A 15,338-nucleotide genomic window follows, 5' to 3' on the forward strand; every position below is an offset into this window, starting at 1 on the left:
AGTTATGCCTGATGACCATAGCAAGTTGGTCCCACCCCTTCCCATCCCGAACAGGACCGTGAAACAACTTTGCGCCGATGATAGTGCTGCAACCAGTGTGAAAGTAGGTTATCGTCAGGCTTGTTATATAAAAAAACCCCGCTAGGTGCGGGGTTTTTTTTCGTCTGCAGCGGTCATGGGACTAGATGCCCCAGGTGATGCTTTCACCTTCTGCCTTGGCCGAGCGCAGCATTTCCATCAAGGGATAGGCGCGCTGCGAAAAATGCACTTTTTGCGCGCGCGCATGGGTGCCCGTTTCGCCATCTTCCAGCGTTTCCGGCGTATGAGCATCGTGCTCGATGTCATTTTCCGGATGCAATTTGCTTTCCGCGACTTCTTTTTCCAGCAGGGCCAGCGCATCTCCCGCTTCCGTTGGCGTGATGACGCCGCGCGTGGGGTTCTTGTGCAGGATGTCGAGGATACGCTGGGCATGTTCCTGGTACATCAGCACTTCAGGGGAGGATTTGGATTTGAATGAGATCAACATAAGCGCTTTCTGAAACTTGTTGTTAGTGCCGAAACAATATCACGACTTGAAATATCGCACAGGCCGTCCGATTGCCCGGATTGCACATTTGCAAGCTTGATACCGCCATCTGTTGGACAACGCACGTATTTACAAGGGCCAGCTTACCGTCAAAACATCCGTTTAAGCGATCGTTAAGTCTCACTCCAGTTTCACCGAGTCCATGAAGGTATCGATGGTGTCACGCGACAGCTTGTGCTCTTCACCGAGAATGATGATCTGGAAGATGTGCTTGTCCTGTGCCACAAAACGGCCGACCAGCAAGACAGGCTGGCCTTGCTGCGTGCCGCTGGCCTCGATACTGAGCGAACTGCGCTGGTGCATTCCGGCAGCAGTGCTGCTGGCCGCCGATGCCGATTTTTCGCTGCGCGCGGTGCCGTTGATATTTTTCAACAGGGCTGTCTGCATGGCGGGCAGGGCCGCTTGCGCTTGTGTTGCGCTGTCGAGCACGGCGCTGCCGATGGCAAAGGTGCTGCCATCGATTTCGCTCGCCGTCATGGTCAGGCTGACTTTCTTGCCATCGAGATCGATCTCGCGTGTCAGCACGGCCGGCTTGCCTGGAAACAGGGCCGTGAACTGGGCGTCGGGGCTGCGATAGTCGCGCCAGTCGAATTTCGGGCTGCAGGCGGACAGTGTGCAAGCTGTCGCGAGCACGGCCAGGAAAAGGGCAAGTGATGGTTTTTTCATCAGTAGATGGTAGCAGTGCCGCCAGTCACGCGCAATCGCACACGCGTGGTTTTCACTGGACGCTTTATATCTCAGGTAGTACGCGCCGGTACTGGATTGCTTCGGCGACATGCGGCTGCGTGATCGTGGGGCTGCCCGCCAGGTCGGCGATGCTGCGTGCCACGCGCAGTACCCGGTGGTAGGTGCGCGCCGACCAGTGCAGGCGCGACATGGCGCCATGCAGCAACTGTTCACCATGCGTTTCCAGGCGACAATGCTGTTCGATTTCCATGTTGCTCAAGCGCTGGTTCGCTTTCCCCTGGCGTGCCAGTTGCAGGGCAAAGGCTGCTGCGACCCGGATCGCGATAGATTGCGTACTTTCGCCTGCGCCTGCGTGCCGCCCCAGCGCCGTCGGCGGCATAGCGGCAACTTCAATTTGCAAGTCGATACGGTCGAGCAGCGGGCCGGACAGGCGACTGTGATAGCGCAGCACGGCGTCGGGCGAGCAGCGGCAACGGCCGGAAGCGTGGCCCAGATAGCCGCAGGGGCAAGGATTCATGGCGGCGATCAACTGAAAGCGGGCAGGAAACTCGGCCTGGCGGGCCGCGCGCGAAATGCTGATGACGCCCGATTCCATGGGCTGGCGCAAGACATCGAGTACCCGGCGCGGAAATTCGGCGATTTCATCGAGAAACAGCACGCCGCAGTGGGCCAGCGAGATTTCTCCCGGGCGCGGCACGTTGCCGCCGCCTACCAGGGCCACGCCGGACGCCGTCTGGTGCGGCGCACGATAGGGACGACGCTTCCAGTGTTCCACCTTGAAATGGCCGCCGAGGGAATGCACGGCGGCCGATTCCAGCGCCTCTTCATCGCTCATGGGCGGCAGCACGCCGGGGAAGCGGCTGGCCAGCATGGTCTTGCCCGCGCCAGGCGGCCCCACCATCAGCACGTTATGGCCACCTGCAGCCGCCACTTCCAGTGCGCGTCGCGCTTGCAACTGCCCCTGCACATCGGCAAAGTCGGGATACGCAAAAGCGTGCGCTGCCAGCACGGGTTGATGGCGCTGCAGTGCGGTCTGGCTGGCGGGCGCGGCAAAATGTGCGCAGACCTCGAGCAGGCTGTGGGCGGGATAGATGCAGGCATCGCTGACCAGCGCCGCCTCGTCCGCGTTCGCTTGCGGCAGGATGAAGGCGCGCGGCGCGCCCGATTGGCTGCGTTGCATCGCAAAGGTCATGGCCAGCGCACCACGGATGGGACGTAGCTGGCCCGAGAGCGACAGTTCGCCCGCGAATTCGTAGTGGTGTAACTGCTGGTCCGGCAACTGGCCGGAGGCGGCCAGGATACCCAGCGCAATGGGCAAGTCGAAGCGGCCCGATTCCTTGGGCAGATCCGCCGGCGCCAGATTGGCTGTAATGCGCCGCGCCGGCATCTCAAAGCCGCAGTTTTGCAGCGCGGCGCGGACGCGGTCGCGCGATTCCTTCACTTCCGTATCCGGCAGGCCGACAATGGTAAAAGCGGGCAAGCCATTGGCAAGGTGGACTTCGACACTTACCTCAGGTGCCTCCATGCCGGCCAGGGCGCGGCTTTTCAGGACGGTCAGACTCATCAGACTCCCCTGTGGCGCGAGCGCGGTCAGGATCAGTCTAGCGCTTGCAACGCTGTCCGGCTTGAGGTATGCCAGCAAGGCCGTCTATCACACGACCTTGCCGGCAGTACTTTATGCCTTTGCTTCGTTCAACCGCGTTTCCAGTTCGATCAGGCGCAATTCCAATGCGTCCAGCTTGGCGCGGGTCTTGGCCAGCACTTGTGCCTGGATATCGAATTCCTCGCGCGTGACGAGATCGAGGCGGGCGAAGCCCTGGGTCATCATCGATTTCACGTTTTTCTCGATATCCTTGGCAGGCGAGTTTTCGATGGCTTGATGGATCTTGCCTTGCAAGTCGTTAAAGAAGGTATTCATGTCCATGGTCAGTCCTTTTATGGTGCGGCCTGTGCATCGCACCATTGCGGTGCACAGCGGCGTTAATCTGGTGCGTAACTGGGCGGTTCATTGTGCTTCAGCAGCCTGTATCCACAGTCCTGGCGGCTTGCCGGGTAGATATGGACGGAAATACACCTGTCAAGGTGGCAAGAGAGCTGGCACGTATTCTGCTAAAGAAGTGATGAGCGCTTTGTGATGTCCAGCCAAGATTTTAAACCTCAACCGCTTTAAAAGTTCAATAAAAGGAAATCGCCATGAAGTATCTGTCCAAGAACATGACTTTAGTAGCAGCGTTGACGCTGGCCATGACCGCCGTGTGCGGCAGCGCCATGGCCCAGGATGCAGTGGCAGCGCCTGCTGCGGCCGAAGCCGTACCTGATAACGTGGTGAGCTACAACGTGGCGCTGAGCAGCGACTACCGTTATCGCGGCGTGTCGCAAAGCCGTCTCGACCCTGCCATCAGCGGCGGGGCCGACTATACCCACAATCCGACGGGTCTGTACGTGGGCACCTGGCTGTCGAGCATCAAATGGATCAAGGACGGCGGTGGCGATACCAATCTGGAATGGGATATCTACGGCGGCAAGCGGGGCGAGATCAGCAAGGATTTTACCTATGACGTGGGCGGCCTGTACTATTTCTATCCCTCGAATGGACTGAGCACCAATGCCAACACCTTCGAGCTGTACGGCCAACTGGGCTATGGCCCTATGTATATCAAGTACTCGCACTCGACCACCAATCTGTTTGGCGTGTCTGACAGCAAGAACAGCGGCTACCTCGATGTGGGCGCGAATATCGATATATACGAAGGTTATCTGCTGAACCTGCATGTGGGCCGCCAAAAAGTCGAGCGCAACGATGCCCTCAGCTATAACGATTACAAGATCGGCGTGACCAAGGATTTCGGCATGGTGACCCTGGCGCTGGCCGCCGTCAAGGCTAATATCACGTCGCTGGCACCGAATGGCAAGAACCTGGCGAAATCCGGTCTCGTGCTGACCGTGTCCAAAACCTTTTAAGCGAGACTGCCATGAAAATGATTACAGCAATCATTAAACCGTTCAAACTGGATGAAGTGCGCGAAGCCTTGTCGGCTATCAATGTACAAGGCATTACCGTCACCGAAGTCAAAGGGTTCGGCCGTCAGAAAGGTCACACGGAACTCTACCGTGGCGCTGAGTATGTCGTCGATTTCTTGCCAAAAACAAAGATTGAAGCGGCCGTCGATGACGCCATTGTTGACCAAGCCATCGAAGCGATCGAAGGTGCCGCGCGTACCGGTAAAATCGGCGATGGCAAGATTTTCGTCTACAACCTGGAACAAGTCATCCGCATCCGTACCGGTGAAACCGGTAACGAAGCGCTCTAAGGGGAATATTGATGCATAAAAATATAACAAAATTGCTCGCCGGGATAGCCTGTCTGTGTGCGTTTGGCGTCGCCACACCGAGCTTTGCCGATGCGCCCGTCAAGACGGAAGCGGCCACGACCACGGCCGTCGCCGCCCCCGCCGCGACGCCGGTTCCTGACGCCGCGCCCGCCGTCGCTCCGGCCCCGGCCGCTGCCGCGCCAGCCGCTGTCCCTGTCGCCAACAAGGGCGATACCAGTTTCATGATGATCAGTACTTTGCTGGTGATCTTGATGACCATCCCCGGCCTGGCCCTGTTCTACGGCGGCCTGGTGCGCTCGAAGAACATGCTGTCGGTGCTGATGCAAGTGTTCATGGTGTTCGCGCTGGTCATCGTGCTGTGGTGTATTTATGGCTACTCGATCGCCTTCACGGAAAAAACCGCCTTCTTCGGTGGCTTCGACCGCTTGTTCCTGAACGGCATCTGGGATCCGGCCAAAGGCACGTTTGCCGCCGCTGCCACCTTCAGCAAGGGCGTCGTCATTCCCGAGTTCGTTTTCGTGGCTTTCCAGGGCACCTTTGCTGCCATTACCTGTGCACTGATCGTCGGTGCCTTTGCCGAGCGCGCCAAGTTTTCTGCGGTTTTGGCCTTCGTCGTGCTGTGGTTTACCTTCGCCTACCTGCCGGCCGCCCACATGGTCTGGTTCTGGACGGGGCCAGACCTGATCACCAACGCCGCCACCTCGGCCAGCGAAGCCCTGAAGGCCGGCTGGATCTGGCAAAAAGGCGCGCTGGACTTCGCCGGTGGCACCGTGGTGCACATCAATGCCGCCGTCGCCGGCCTGGTGGGTGCGATCATGATCGGCAAGCGCGTCGGCTACGGCCGTGAATCGATGGCGCCGCACTCGCTGACGATGACCATGATCGGCGCGTCCTTGCTGTGGGTGGGCTGGTTCGGTTTCAATGCCGGTTCCTCGCTGGAAGCGGGCGACGTGGCTGCCCTGGCCTTCGTCAATACGCTGCTGGCCACCGCTGCCGCCACCCTGTCGTGGGTATTCGGTGAGTGGATCAGCAAAGGCAAGCCATCCATGCTCGGTGGCGCATCGGGTGCCGTTGCCGGCCTGGTGGCGATCACCCCGGCGGCCGGCTTTGTCGGTCCGATGGGTGGCCTGGTCATCGGTTTGCTGGCCGGTGTCGTCTGCCTGTGGGGCGTGAATGGCCTGAAACGCCTGATCGGCGCCGACGATTCGCTCGACGTGTTCGGCGTGCATGGTGTGGGCGGTATCCTGGGTGCCTTGCTGACGGGTGTGTTTGCTGCACCACAACTGGGCGGTCAAGGCATCTTCGACTATGTGACCAACAAGATGTCGGCTGACCCATATTCCATCGGGCACCAGGTGTGGGTGCAGGCGCAAGCCGTCGGCACCACCATCATCTGGTCGGCCGTGGTCTCCGTCATCGCCTATAAACTGGTCGACATCGTCATCGGCCTGCGCGTACCGGAAGAAGAAGAGCGCGAAGGCCTCGATATCACCAGCCATGGCGAGCAGGCCTATCATGGCTAAATGATAATGATCTGGCACGCCAGCGCCCCGGCGCGGCGTGCCCTGCTTGAAAGGGCGCCTCATTGAGGTGCCTTTTTTTCGTTGTGGGAATGGAAAAGGTCTTTAAAACAAGGCTTTTGCCCCGATTTGGGGTACTTACACGGTAATATAGTCGGCAGTTCTGTGTGCTTTTTTGAATACTGCACATAATTTAAGGATGTAACTATGGTTCCCCATCTCGTCACGGCCCTGACCGGACCGCTGCTCGACCTCGAAAAAAAGATTCTGGCCGCGACGCCGGCCATTGAGCGCTGGTTTCGCATGGAATGGCAAGAGCACACGCCGCCCTTCTATTGCTCGGTGGACTTGCGCAATGCGGGCTACAAGCTGGCGCCCGTCGATACCAATCTGTTCCCTGGCGGGTTTCATAACCTGGCCACGGAAATGCTGCCCTTGTCCGTACAGGCGGCCATGGCTGCCATCGACAAGTATTGTCCGGACGCCCGCAACCTGCTGATGGTGCCGGAATTGCACAACACTACGCCGCAATACCTGCAAAACGTGGCGCGGCTGATGCAGATCTTCCGCCAGACGGGGCTGCACGTACGCCTGGGCTCGTGGTCGCCCGAAATCACCCAGCCGACACCGTTGGCGTTGCCAGATGGCAACATGCTCGTCATCGAGCCCCTCGTGCGCCTGAACAATGGCCGCCGCCTGGGCTTGAAGGATTTCGACCCGTGCACAATTCTGCTGAATAACGACTTGTCGGATGGTATCCCCGATATCTTGCAAAATATTCATGAACAAAGCCTGCTGCCGCCTTTGCACGCGGGCTGGGCCTTGCGTCGCAAGAGCAACCACTACGCGGCCTACGATGAAGTGGTGAAAAAGTTCGGCAAGATGATCGATGTCGACCCGTGGATGCTCAACCCCTTCCACGCCAAGTGCAGCGATGTGAATTTCCAGGAAGGCGAGGGCGAAGACGCGCTGGCCGCCAGCATCGACGTGCTGCTGGCCAAGATCCGCAAGAAATACAAGGAGTACGGCATCAAGGAAAAGCCCTTCGTCATCGTCAAGCCCGATGCGGGCACGTATGGCACGGGCATCATGACGGTGCGCGACGCCAGCGAAGTGCGCGACCTGTCGCGCAAGCAGCGCGACAAGATGTCCATCGTCAAGGACGGCAAGGTGGTCACCGACGTCATCATCCAGGAAGGCGTGCCGACCTTTGAAAGCATCAAGGATGCGGTGGCCGAACCTGTCGTCTACATGATCGACCGCTATGTGGTGGGCGGCTTTTACCGCGTGCACGCAGAGCGGGGCGTGGATCAGAATCTGAACGCGCCCGGCTCGCAGTACGTGCCGCTGGCGTTTGCCCAGCAACATGCCGTGCCGGACTTGAAGGCCAAGCCGGGCACGGCCGCGCCGAACCGCTTCTATGTGTATGGCGTGGTGGCGCGCCTGGCCTTGCTGGCCGCATCGCTGGAAATGGAACGCACGGACCCGAATCCCGAGGTGTATTGATCCATCCATGCAGCTTGCCAGGCGCGGTGACTACCGCGCCTGACGATCTCGGCTAAAATCAAGCATTCCTTATCCAGGCTCCCCGATTGGACGCACCATGAAAATTGCATTCCTTGCCGACCCGCTGGCAGGCTTCAAGACTTACAAAGACTCCACCTTCGCCATGATGCGCGAGGCGGCCAAACGCGGCCACGTCGTCTACGCCTTCGAGCAGAAGGACATGGCGCTGGAAGAGGGCATCGTCACGGCACTGGTACAGCATATCGAGCTGACGGGCGACGAGCACGACTGGTACAAAGTGGTCTCCACCGAGGAAGTGCGTCTGTCGACCCTGGACGCCATCATCGAGCGCAAGGACCCGCCGTTCGACATGGAATACGTGTATGGCACGTATTTGCTGGAACTGGCGGAAAAGCAGGGCGCGCACGTCTTCAACAAACCGTCCGCCATCCGCGACAACAATGAAAAGCTGGCTATCGCCCAGTTTTCCGAATTCACTTCGCCCACCCTGGTGACGTCGGATGAAGCGCGCCTGCGCGCCTTCCACGCCAAGCACCAGGACGTCATTTTCAAGCCGCTCGACGGCATGGGCGGCACGGGCATCTTCCGCGTCAAGGCCGATGGCCTGAACCTGGGCGCCATCATCGAGACCTTGAGCGAGAACGGCGCGCAAACCATCATGGCGCAGCGTTTTATCGCCGACATTGTCAAGGGCGACAAGCGCATCCTCGTCATCGGCGGCAAGCCGGTGCCGTTTTCGCTGGCGCGCATCCCGCAGGCGGGCGAAGTTCGCGGCAACCTGGCGGCCGGCGGCAAGGGCGTGGCGCAGCCCCTGACGACACGCGACCTGGAAATTGCAGAAAAGCTGGGCCCGATCCTGGCCGCGCGTGGCCTGATGCTGGTAGGATTGGACGTGATCGGCGACTATCTGACGGAAGTCAATGTCACCAGCCCGACCTGCTTCCAGGAAATCATGCAGCAGACGGGGTTTGAGGTGGCTGCCATGTTTGTCGACGCCGTCGAGCATGGCGTTGCGCAAGCGCTGCAGCGCCAGACGGTGAAATGACTATGGTAGGGATTTTGCTCATGACACACGCACCGCTGGGACAGGCGTTCATCGCTGCCTGCGCACATGTGTTTCGCGGGCCAACAGAACGTTTTGAAGCCATCGATGTCGTCGCCGACCAGGACCTGGCGGAAGTGCAAAAGCTGGCATCGGACGCCATCTGCCGCCTCGACGACGGCTCCGGCGTGCTGGTGATTACCGATGTGAAGGGCGGCACGCCGTCGAACTGCTGCAACAAGCTGGCCGATGCGGGCCGGGTGGAAGTCATCGCCGGCATCAGCCTGCCGATGCTGCTGCGCGCCATCACATATCGCCGCGACACGCTTGACGTGGTGGTGGAGATGGCGCTGGCCGGTGCGCAAAGCGGCGCCGTGCGCGTCGATAACCGCATCCGTGTGGGCGAATAAGGAAGTGCATGGCCGCCGCCCTGAAGGCGGCGGGTTTTATAGGCCAAGGTTGTCATCAGCGTAGTGCATTCAGGGATAGAGACCATACAAAAATGATTCAAAGAGAACTCGAAATCATCAACAAGCTGGGACTGCACGCACGCGCCTCCGCCAAATTTACCCAGCTCGCCGCCAAGTTCAAGAGCGACGTCTGGCTGACCCGCAACGCGCGCCGCATCAACGCCAAGTCCATCATGGGCGTAATGATGCTGGCCGCCGGCAAGGGCGCGAAAGTGACCCTGGAAGCCGAGGGCGATGATGAGCAGGCATGTGTCGATGCGCTCACCGCCCTGATTAATGACAGGTTTGGCGAAGGCGAGTAATGCCCGCCGAACGCAGCCGCAGCCGCATTCCCACAGGTCACCCCATGGCATCTTTCACGCTCCACGGCATCCCGGTCTCCCACGGCATCGCCATTGGCCGCGCGCATCTGCTGGCGCCGGCCGCCCTAGACGTCAAACATTACCTGGTCGCCCAGGAGCAGATCGAAGCCGAAGTCCAGCGCTTGCAAAACGCCATCGCCGCCGTCCACAAGGAGCTGCAAACCCTGTGGAACGAACTGCCGAAAGATGCACCCACCGAGTTGGGTGCGTTCATCGACGTGCATGCGCTGATCCTGTCGGACCCGTTGATCGCCGAAGCGCCGCTCGACATCATTCGTTCGCGCCACTACAACGCCGAATGGGCGCTGTTGACGCAAATCGATGAATTGTCGGCGCAGTTCGACGAAATCGAAGACCCGTATTTGCGCGAGCGCAAGGCCGATATCCAGCAAGTGGCCGAACGCGTGCTGAAGGTCTTGCTGGGCACCGAACAGTTGCTGCCCACGGTGGTCGCCGACGATGCATTGCTGGCGCAGATGATCGTTGTCGCCCACGATATTTCGCCGGCCGATATGCTGCAGTTCCGCGACCGTTCCTTCATCGGCTTCATTACCGACGTGGGCGGACAGAACTCGCACACGGCCATCGTCGCGCGTAGCCTGGATATCCCGGCAGCCGTCGGCATGTCGCAGGCGTCTATGCTGATCGAGCAGGACGACTGGCTGATCATCGACGGCGACGCCGGCGTGGTCATCGCCAACCCCAGTGCGCTGGTGCTGGAGCAGTACCGCGAGCGCCAGGTGGCCATGCAGCGCGCGCGCAAGAAGCTGGGCAAGCTGAAAAAGACGCCGGCCGTCACCCGGTGCGGCACGCCCGTTACCCTGCTGGCCAATATCGAATTGCCCGAAGATTGCGCGTTTGCGCTGGAATCGGGCGCCAGCGGCGTGGGTCTGTTCCGCTCCGAATTCCTGTTCATGGGCCGCGCCCACAAGATTCCCACCGAGGACGAACAGTTCGAGGCTTACCGCAACACGGTGCAGTCGATGAAAGGGCGCGTGGTGACCATCCGCACGCTCGACATCGGCGCAGACAAGCCGCTCGACCAGTCCGACCATACGGCCCTGAATCCCGCGCTGGGCCTGCGCGCCATCCGTTACTGCCTGGCCGAGCCGCAATTGTTCCTGACGCAGCTGCGGGCGATTTTGCGCGCCTCGGCCTTCGGCAAGGTGCGCATCCTGATCCCCATGCTGGCGCATGCCTTCGAGATCGACCAGTCGCTGGCCATGATCGCACAAGCGAAGGCCAGCCTGCGCGAGGAGGGCGTCAAGTTCGACGACGCCGTCGAAGTGGGTGCCATGATCGAGATACCGGCCGCCGCGCTGGCGCTGCCCATGTTCGTCAAGCGCATGGATTTCCTGTCGATCGGCACGAATGATTTGATCCAGTACACCCTGGCCATCGACCGCGTCGATTACGAAGTGGCGCATTTGTACAATCCGCTGCATCCGGCCGTCCTGCAGCTGATCTCCATGACGATTACCGCCGGCCATAAGGCGGGCATCGACGTGGCCGTGTGCGGCGAGATGGCGGGCGACGTGAAGCTCACGCGCTTGCTGCTGGGTATGGGACTGCGCGAGTTTTCCATGCATCCGGCCCAGCTATTGGCAGTCAAGCAAGAGATCCTCAACAGTGACCTGGGCCTGATTGCGCCACAAATGCGCAAAATTATGCGTTCCATGGAAGCAAATGTGATCGCGGAAGCCGTACAACAGTTGCAGCTCATGTAAACTGTCGTTTTTTCAGCAGCAGGAGACATCGCGCGCGGCAAGATGTTTCCTGGTGCTAAAGTTGCAGAACCTATCATCGCGGCGCTGCATCGACCATGGCCCGTGGGGCCACCCCCTTTTATAAACCGACACACATGTCATCCATTGGAATTGTTTCGCCGCAAACCATGTATTTTGCGCAACCCCTGCAGCTGCAAAGCGGCGCATCGCTGCGGGACTATATGTTGATGTATGAAACCTACGGCACCCTGAACGCCGACAAATCGAACGCGGTGCTGGTCTGCCACGCCCTGAACGCCTCGCACCACGTGGCCGGCGTGTATGCCGACGAGCCGAAGAGTACGGGCTGGTGGGACAATATGGTCGGTCCCGGCAAGCCGCTCGACACCAACAAATTCTTCGTCATCGGCGTCAACAACCTGGGCTCCTGCTTCGGCTCGACGGGCCCCATGCACACCAATCCCGCCACCGGCAAGCCATATGGCGCTTCTTTCCCCGTCGTCACGGTGGAAGACTGGGTCAGCGCGCAGGCACGCCTGGCCGATGAGCTGGGCATCACCCAATTCGCCGCCGTGATGGGAGGCTCCCTGGGCGGCATGCAGGCGCTGGCGTGGAGCATCATGTTCCCCGAGCGACTGCGCCACTGCGTGGTGATCGCCTCGACGGCCAAGCTGTCGGCGCAAAATATCGCCTTCAATGACGTGGCGCGCCAGGCCATTCTGTCCGACCCCGATTACCGGGGCGGCGATTTTTATGCGCACGGCGTGGTGCCGAAAAATGGCTTGCGCGTGGCGCGCATGGTGGGCCACATTACGTATCTGTCGAATGACGACATGGCCGAGAAATTCGGCCGCAAGCTGCGCGATGCGGCGCAGACCGGCGACTACAAATTCGGCTTCGGCATCGATTTCGAGATCGAATCGTATTTGCGCTACCAGGGTGACAAGTTTTCCGAATACTTCGACGCGAACACCTATCTGCTGATTACCAAGGCACTCGACTACTTCGACCCGGCGCGCGCGCATGGCGGCGACCTGGCCAAGGCCCTGTCGGGCACGAAAGCCAAGTTCTTCCTCGCCTCGTTTTCCACCGACTGGCGTTTTTCGCCCGAGCGCAGCCGCGAAATCGTCGAGGCGCTGGTGTGCAACCGCCGCCAGGTGACCTATGCGGAAATCGACGCGCCGCACGGCCACGACGCCTTCCTGCTGGAAGATGCGCGCTACATGAACATGGTGCGCGCCTATTATGGCCAGGTATGGACCGATATTGGAGCGGGCTTGCCCGCCGCCGCACAGCACACCGCCGTCCGCCAGGGCGCCAAGGAGACCGCATGACTTTTGACGAATTGAGCGCGTTGCGCCCCGACCTGGCCTTCATCGCGCACTGGGTGCCGAACAACGCGCACGTGCTGGACGTGGGCTGCGGCGAAGGCGTGATGCTGCAGTATCTGCAAAGCGACAAGGAGTGCAGCGGCTATGGCATCGAGATTGCCGACGACAAGGTGCTGGCCAGCACACTGCGCGGTGTCAATGTGATCCAGCAGGACATGGAAAAGGGCCTGGCCATCTTTGGCGACAACAGTTTCGATACGGTGCTGTGCCTGTCGTCTTTGCAGATGATGAAGCAGGTCGAGCCGCTGTTGCGCGACATCGTGCGCGTGGGCGCCGAAGCCATCGTCTCCTTCCCCAACTTCGCCTACTGGCCGCACCGCGTGGCGCTGCTGAAAGGACGCATGCCCGTGTCGAAATCGCTGCCCTACCAGTGGTATGACACGCCCAACGTGCGCTGCGCTACCATCAATGATTTCCGCGAACTGGCCGAGGAATGCGGCCTGGAAGTGATCGAATGCGTGGCCCTGGCCGAAGGCAAGATGGTCTCCTTGCTGCCCAACCTGCGTGGTGACCTGGCCGTCTTCCGCCTGCGTAAAAAAGCGGTGCACTGATGACGACAAGCCCCGCGCCAGGCTGGCGTTCCTACGTCAGTGGCCGCATGCTGGCCGTGCTGGTGCTGGGCTTCAGTTCCGGCCTGCCCCTGTTCATCCTGCTGTATTTGCTGCAGGCATGGCTGGCCAAGTCGGGACTGAACGTCAAGGCGCTGGGGCTGTTCGCCCTGGTGCAGTTCCCGTATATCTGGAAATTCCTGTGGGCGCCCCTGATGGACCGCTACCGCATCCTTGGGCTGGGACGCCGTCGCGGCTGGATGGCGCTGACGCAGGTGGCGCTGTTCTTTTCCATCGGCGGCATGGGCATGCTCGTCCCGCTCACGCAGATCGGCCTGATCGCCGCCGCTGCCGGCGGCGTCGCCTTCCTGTCGGCCAGCCAGGACATCGTCATCGACGCCTACCGGCGCGAAATCCTTGCCGATAACGAGCAGGGACTGGGCGCCGCAGTCATCGTCAACGCCTATAAAGTGGCGGGCATGGTGCCGGGCGCGCTGTCGCTGATCCTGGCCGACCGCATGCCGTGGCAGCCCGTCTTCTGGATCACGGCCGCCTTCATGCTGCCTGGCCTCGTCTGCACTTTGCTGATCAAGGAGCCCACCGTCTACGGCTCGCCGCCGAAGACCATGCGCGAAGCGATCATCCTGCCGTTCCAGGAATTCATCGCGCGCGATGGTTGGCGTAACGCAATGTGGATCCTCGCCTTCGTATTACTCTATAAAATCGGCGACAGCATGGCCACGGCGCTGGCGACGAAGTTTTACCTGGACCTGGGTTTTTCCATGACGCAGATCGGCCTGGCGGCCAACACCACGGGTTTCTGGGCCAGCCTGGCTGGCGGCGTGGTGGGCGGTATATGGATGCTCAAGCTGGGCATCAACCGGGGACTGTGGGTATTTGGCGCGCTGCAGGCCATCGCCATCCTGGGCTTTGCCTGGCTGGCGCAGGTGGGGCCGAACACCATGCTGCTCAGCGCCGTGATTGGTTTTGAAGCCTTCGCCAGCCTGGGGCTGGGCGCGGCCGCCTTTGTCGCGTTCCTGTCGCGCACCACGGACCCGCGCTACACGGCCACGCAATATGCGCTGTTTTCCAGTCTGAGCGCCGTGCCGCGCACTCTGATCAATGCCTCGGTCGGCTTTCTGGTCGCCGAACTGGGCTGGTTTTCGTTTTTCATCGTGTGCTTCTTCCTGGCCTTCCCGGCCATGATGATGCTGCCTAAAATCGCTCCATGGAGGTCTGCCAATGGCACCAATATCCCTTAAACGTTACGCCGTCCTGGCCAGCCTGTGCGCGGCCACCGCCCTGGCCCCCATGTCCGCCCACGCCCAGCAGGCGACGCTGCAAGATGGCATCAAGGTGCGGCCCTTGTCGACCTCGCGCATCTTTGCCGGCGGCGCCGATTTCAATGCAGAATCGAAGCAGCAATACACGCAGCTGGTCAACGAAGCGAAGGAAAAAAACGCGCTGGTGCCCGACAGCGACCCGCAGGTCAGGCGTCTGCGCGCCATCGCCCAGCGCATCATCCCGTTCGCCACGCGCTGGAACGAGGCGGCGGCCAACTGGAACTGGCAGGTCAACCTGCTCAACTCGGACGAGGTCAATGCCTTTTGCATGCCGGGCGGGCAGATTGCTTTTTACAGCGGCATCATCACCAAGCTCAATTTGACCGACGATGAGGTGGCCATCGTCATGGGGCATGAAATTTCGCACGCCTTGCGTGAACACTCGCAGGCGCAGGCAGGCAAGGGTAACCTGGCCGCCGTAGGTGCCAAGCTCGCCGGCGCTGGCCTGTCGGCCTGGCTCGGTGTCGATCCGAACCTGACCAGCACCGCCACTAACATGGCCGCCAAGGGCGTGATGCTGAAGTTCTCGCGCGACGATGAACGCGAGGCAGACCTGATCGGCATGGACCTGGCCGCACGCGCCGGCTTCGATCCGCGTGCCGGCGTGGTGCTGTGGCAGAAAATGGCCGCCGTGAGCAAGGGCGCGCCGCCGGAATTCCTCTCGACCCACCCGTCGGGCAAGGACCGTATCTCGCAGATGAACAGCCACATGGCGCAAGTGCTGCCCTTGTACGCGCGCAGCAAGGGCGTCAGCGTCGACGACTTGCCTCCCTACCGCAGCAACGCCATCGCGCAGCGCTAGG

General features: G+C 60.7%; 16 protein-coding genes and 1 rRNA gene. 13 read left to right on the plus strand and 4 right to left on the minus strand.

The features are described from left to right. Positions 1-7: 7 nt before the first annotated feature. Positions 8-120, plus strand: a 5S ribosomal RNA gene (gene rrf / locus CSZ94_RS14640). A gap of 61 nt (positions 121-181) precedes the next feature. Here rrf and CSZ94_RS14645 read toward each other — a convergent pair. From CSZ94_RS14645 to CSZ94_RS14660, 4 genes are all read right to left on the minus strand, one after another. Then, entirely contained in the window at positions 182-526 is a 345-nt protein-coding gene (locus CSZ94_RS14645; protein ID WP_102122174.1) for a DUF1840 domain-containing protein, read from the minus strand. Positions 527-706: 180 nt separating this feature from the next. Next, complete coding sequence (locus CSZ94_RS14650; protein ID WP_102122175.1) at positions 707-1,252, minus strand: hypothetical protein; 546 nt, start codon at positions 1,250-1,252, stop codon at positions 707-709. Between the two features lie 64 nt (positions 1,253-1,316). Further along, positions 1,317-2,837: a YifB family Mg chelatase-like AAA ATPase gene (locus tag CSZ94_RS14655; protein ID WP_102122176.1), complete on the minus strand. Its 1,521-nt coding sequence runs from the start codon at positions 2,835-2,837 to the stop codon at positions 1,317-1,319. A gap of 111 nt (positions 2,838-2,948) precedes the next feature. Then, complete coding sequence (locus CSZ94_RS14660; RefSeq protein ID WP_102122177.1) at positions 2,949-3,197, minus strand: accessory factor UbiK family protein; 249 nt, start codon at positions 3,195-3,197, stop codon at positions 2,949-2,951. Between the two features lie 269 nt (positions 3,198-3,466). On the opposite strand from CSZ94_RS14660, the gene CSZ94_RS14665 reads away from it, so the two are divergent. The 12 genes from CSZ94_RS14665 (at position 3,467) to CSZ94_RS14720 (ending at position 15,337) form a co-directional block, all read left to right on the plus strand. Next, a complete protein-coding gene (locus CSZ94_RS14665; RefSeq protein ID WP_102122178.1) occupies positions 3,467-4,234 on the plus strand; it encodes a TorF family putative porin in 768 nt (255 codons plus the stop codon). A gap of 11 nt (positions 4,235-4,245) precedes the next feature. Beyond that, complete coding sequence (locus CSZ94_RS14670; protein WP_010393464.1) at positions 4,246-4,584, plus strand: P-II family nitrogen regulator; 339 nt, start codon at positions 4,246-4,248, stop codon at positions 4,582-4,584. Between the two features lie 11 nt (positions 4,585-4,595). Further along, positions 4,596-6,128: an ammonium transporter gene (locus tag CSZ94_RS14675; RefSeq protein ID WP_102122179.1), complete on the plus strand. Its 1,533-nt coding sequence runs from the start codon at positions 4,596-4,598 to the stop codon at positions 6,126-6,128. A gap of 204 nt (positions 6,129-6,332) precedes the next feature. Continuing rightward, positions 6,333-7,631: a glutamate--cysteine ligase gene (gene gshA, locus CSZ94_RS14680; protein ID WP_102122180.1), complete on the plus strand. Its 1,299-nt coding sequence runs from the start codon at positions 6,333-6,335 to the stop codon at positions 7,629-7,631. A 97-nt stretch (positions 7,632-7,728) separates the two neighbouring features. Further along, positions 7,729-8,697, plus strand: coding sequence for a glutathione synthase (gene gshB, locus CSZ94_RS14685; protein WP_102122181.1), 969 nt, complete (start codon positions 7,729-7,731; stop codon positions 8,695-8,697). Positions 8,698-8,699: 2 nt separating this feature from the next. Continuing rightward, complete coding sequence (locus CSZ94_RS14690; RefSeq protein WP_035824452.1) at positions 8,700-9,104, plus strand: PTS sugar transporter subunit IIA; 405 nt, start codon at positions 8,700-8,702, stop codon at positions 9,102-9,104. Positions 9,105-9,196: 92 nt separating this feature from the next. Then, the gene (locus CSZ94_RS14695) at positions 9,197-9,466 is read left to right on the plus strand and encodes an HPr family phosphocarrier protein (RefSeq protein WP_034749416.1); all 270 of its coding nucleotides are present in this window, start codon (positions 9,197-9,199) and stop codon (positions 9,464-9,466) included. Between the two features lie 44 nt (positions 9,467-9,510). Then, the gene (ptsP, locus tag CSZ94_RS14700) at positions 9,511-11,253 is read left to right on the plus strand and encodes a phosphoenolpyruvate--protein phosphotransferase (protein WP_102122225.1); all 1,743 of its coding nucleotides are present in this window, start codon (positions 9,511-9,513) and stop codon (positions 11,251-11,253) included. Positions 11,254-11,387: 134 nt separating this feature from the next. Next, complete coding sequence (gene metX / locus CSZ94_RS14705) at positions 11,388-12,587, plus strand: homoserine O-succinyltransferase MetX (protein ID WP_102122182.1); 1,200 nt, start codon at positions 11,388-11,390, stop codon at positions 12,585-12,587. Further along, the gene (gene metW, locus CSZ94_RS14710) at positions 12,584-13,195 is read left to right on the plus strand and encodes a methionine biosynthesis protein MetW (RefSeq protein ID WP_102122183.1); all 612 of its coding nucleotides are present in this window, start codon (positions 12,584-12,586) and stop codon (positions 13,193-13,195) included. The genes metX and metW overlap by 4 nt, the downstream gene beginning before the upstream one ends. Continuing rightward, complete coding sequence (locus CSZ94_RS14715) at positions 13,195-14,454, plus strand: AmpG family muropeptide MFS transporter (RefSeq protein ID WP_102122184.1); 1,260 nt, start codon at positions 13,195-13,197, stop codon at positions 14,452-14,454. Before metW ends, CSZ94_RS14715 begins: the two co-directional genes overlap by 1 nt. Beyond that, positions 14,435-15,337, plus strand: coding sequence for a M48 family metallopeptidase (locus CSZ94_RS14720; RefSeq protein ID WP_102122185.1), 903 nt, complete (start codon positions 14,435-14,437; stop codon positions 15,335-15,337). The genes CSZ94_RS14715 and CSZ94_RS14720 overlap by 20 nt, the downstream gene beginning before the upstream one ends. Position 15,338: the final 1 nt, after the last annotated feature.

Source organism: Janthinobacterium sp. ROICE36 (assembly GCF_002869965.1).
GTDB lineage: Bacteria > Pseudomonadota > Gammaproteobacteria > Burkholderiales > Burkholderiaceae_D > Janthinobacterium.

Bases quoted from the DNA above. Each gene is read 5' to 3' on its own strand.
- CSZ94_RS14695 (WP_034749416.1), top strand. From the start codon at position 9,197: ATGATTCAAAGAGAACTCGAAATCATCAACAAGCTGGGACTGCACGCA.
- CSZ94_RS14690 (WP_035824452.1), top strand. From the start codon at position 8,700: ATGGTAGGGATTTTGCTCATGACACACGCACCGCTGGGACAGGCGTTC.
- CSZ94_RS14675 (WP_102122179.1), top strand. From the start codon at position 4,596: ATGCATAAAAATATAACAAAATTGCTCGCCGGGATAGCCTGTCTGTGT.
- metX (WP_102122182.1), top strand. From the start codon at position 11,388: ATGTCATCCATTGGAATTGTTTCGCCGCAAACCATGTATTTTGCGCAA.
- ptsP (WP_102122225.1), top strand. From the start codon at position 9,511: ATGGCATCTTTCACGCTCCACGGCATCCCGGTCTCCCACGGCATCGCC.
- CSZ94_RS14665 (WP_102122178.1), top strand. From the start codon at position 3,467: ATGAAGTATCTGTCCAAGAACATGACTTTAGTAGCAGCGTTGACGCTG.
- CSZ94_RS14660 (WP_102122177.1), bottom strand. From the start codon at position 3,197: ATGGACATGAATACCTTCTTTAACGACTTGCAAGGCAAGATCCATCAA.
- CSZ94_RS14655 (WP_102122176.1), bottom strand. From the start codon at position 2,837: ATGAGTCTGACCGTCCTGAAAAGCCGCGCCCTGGCCGGCATGGAGGCA.
- metW (WP_102122183.1), top strand. From the start codon at position 12,584: ATGACTTTTGACGAATTGAGCGCGTTGCGCCCCGACCTGGCCTTCATC.
- CSZ94_RS14720 (WP_102122185.1), top strand. From the start codon at position 14,435: ATGGCACCAATATCCCTTAAACGTTACGCCGTCCTGGCCAGCCTGTGC.
- CSZ94_RS14650 (WP_102122175.1), bottom strand. From the start codon at position 1,252: ATGAAAAAACCATCACTTGCCCTTTTCCTGGCCGTGCTCGCGACAGCT.
- CSZ94_RS14645 (WP_102122174.1), bottom strand. From the start codon at position 526: ATGTTGATCTCATTCAAATCCAAATCCTCCCCTGAAGTGCTGATGTAC.
- CSZ94_RS14670 (WP_010393464.1), top strand. From the start codon at position 4,246: ATGAAAATGATTACAGCAATCATTAAACCGTTCAAACTGGATGAAGTG.
- gshA (WP_102122180.1), top strand. From the start codon at position 6,333: ATGGTTCCCCATCTCGTCACGGCCCTGACCGGACCGCTGCTCGACCTC.
- gshB (WP_102122181.1), top strand. From the start codon at position 7,729: ATGAAAATTGCATTCCTTGCCGACCCGCTGGCAGGCTTCAAGACTTAC.
- CSZ94_RS14715 (WP_102122184.1), top strand. From the start codon at position 13,195: ATGACGACAAGCCCCGCGCCAGGCTGGCGTTCCTACGTCAGTGGCCGC.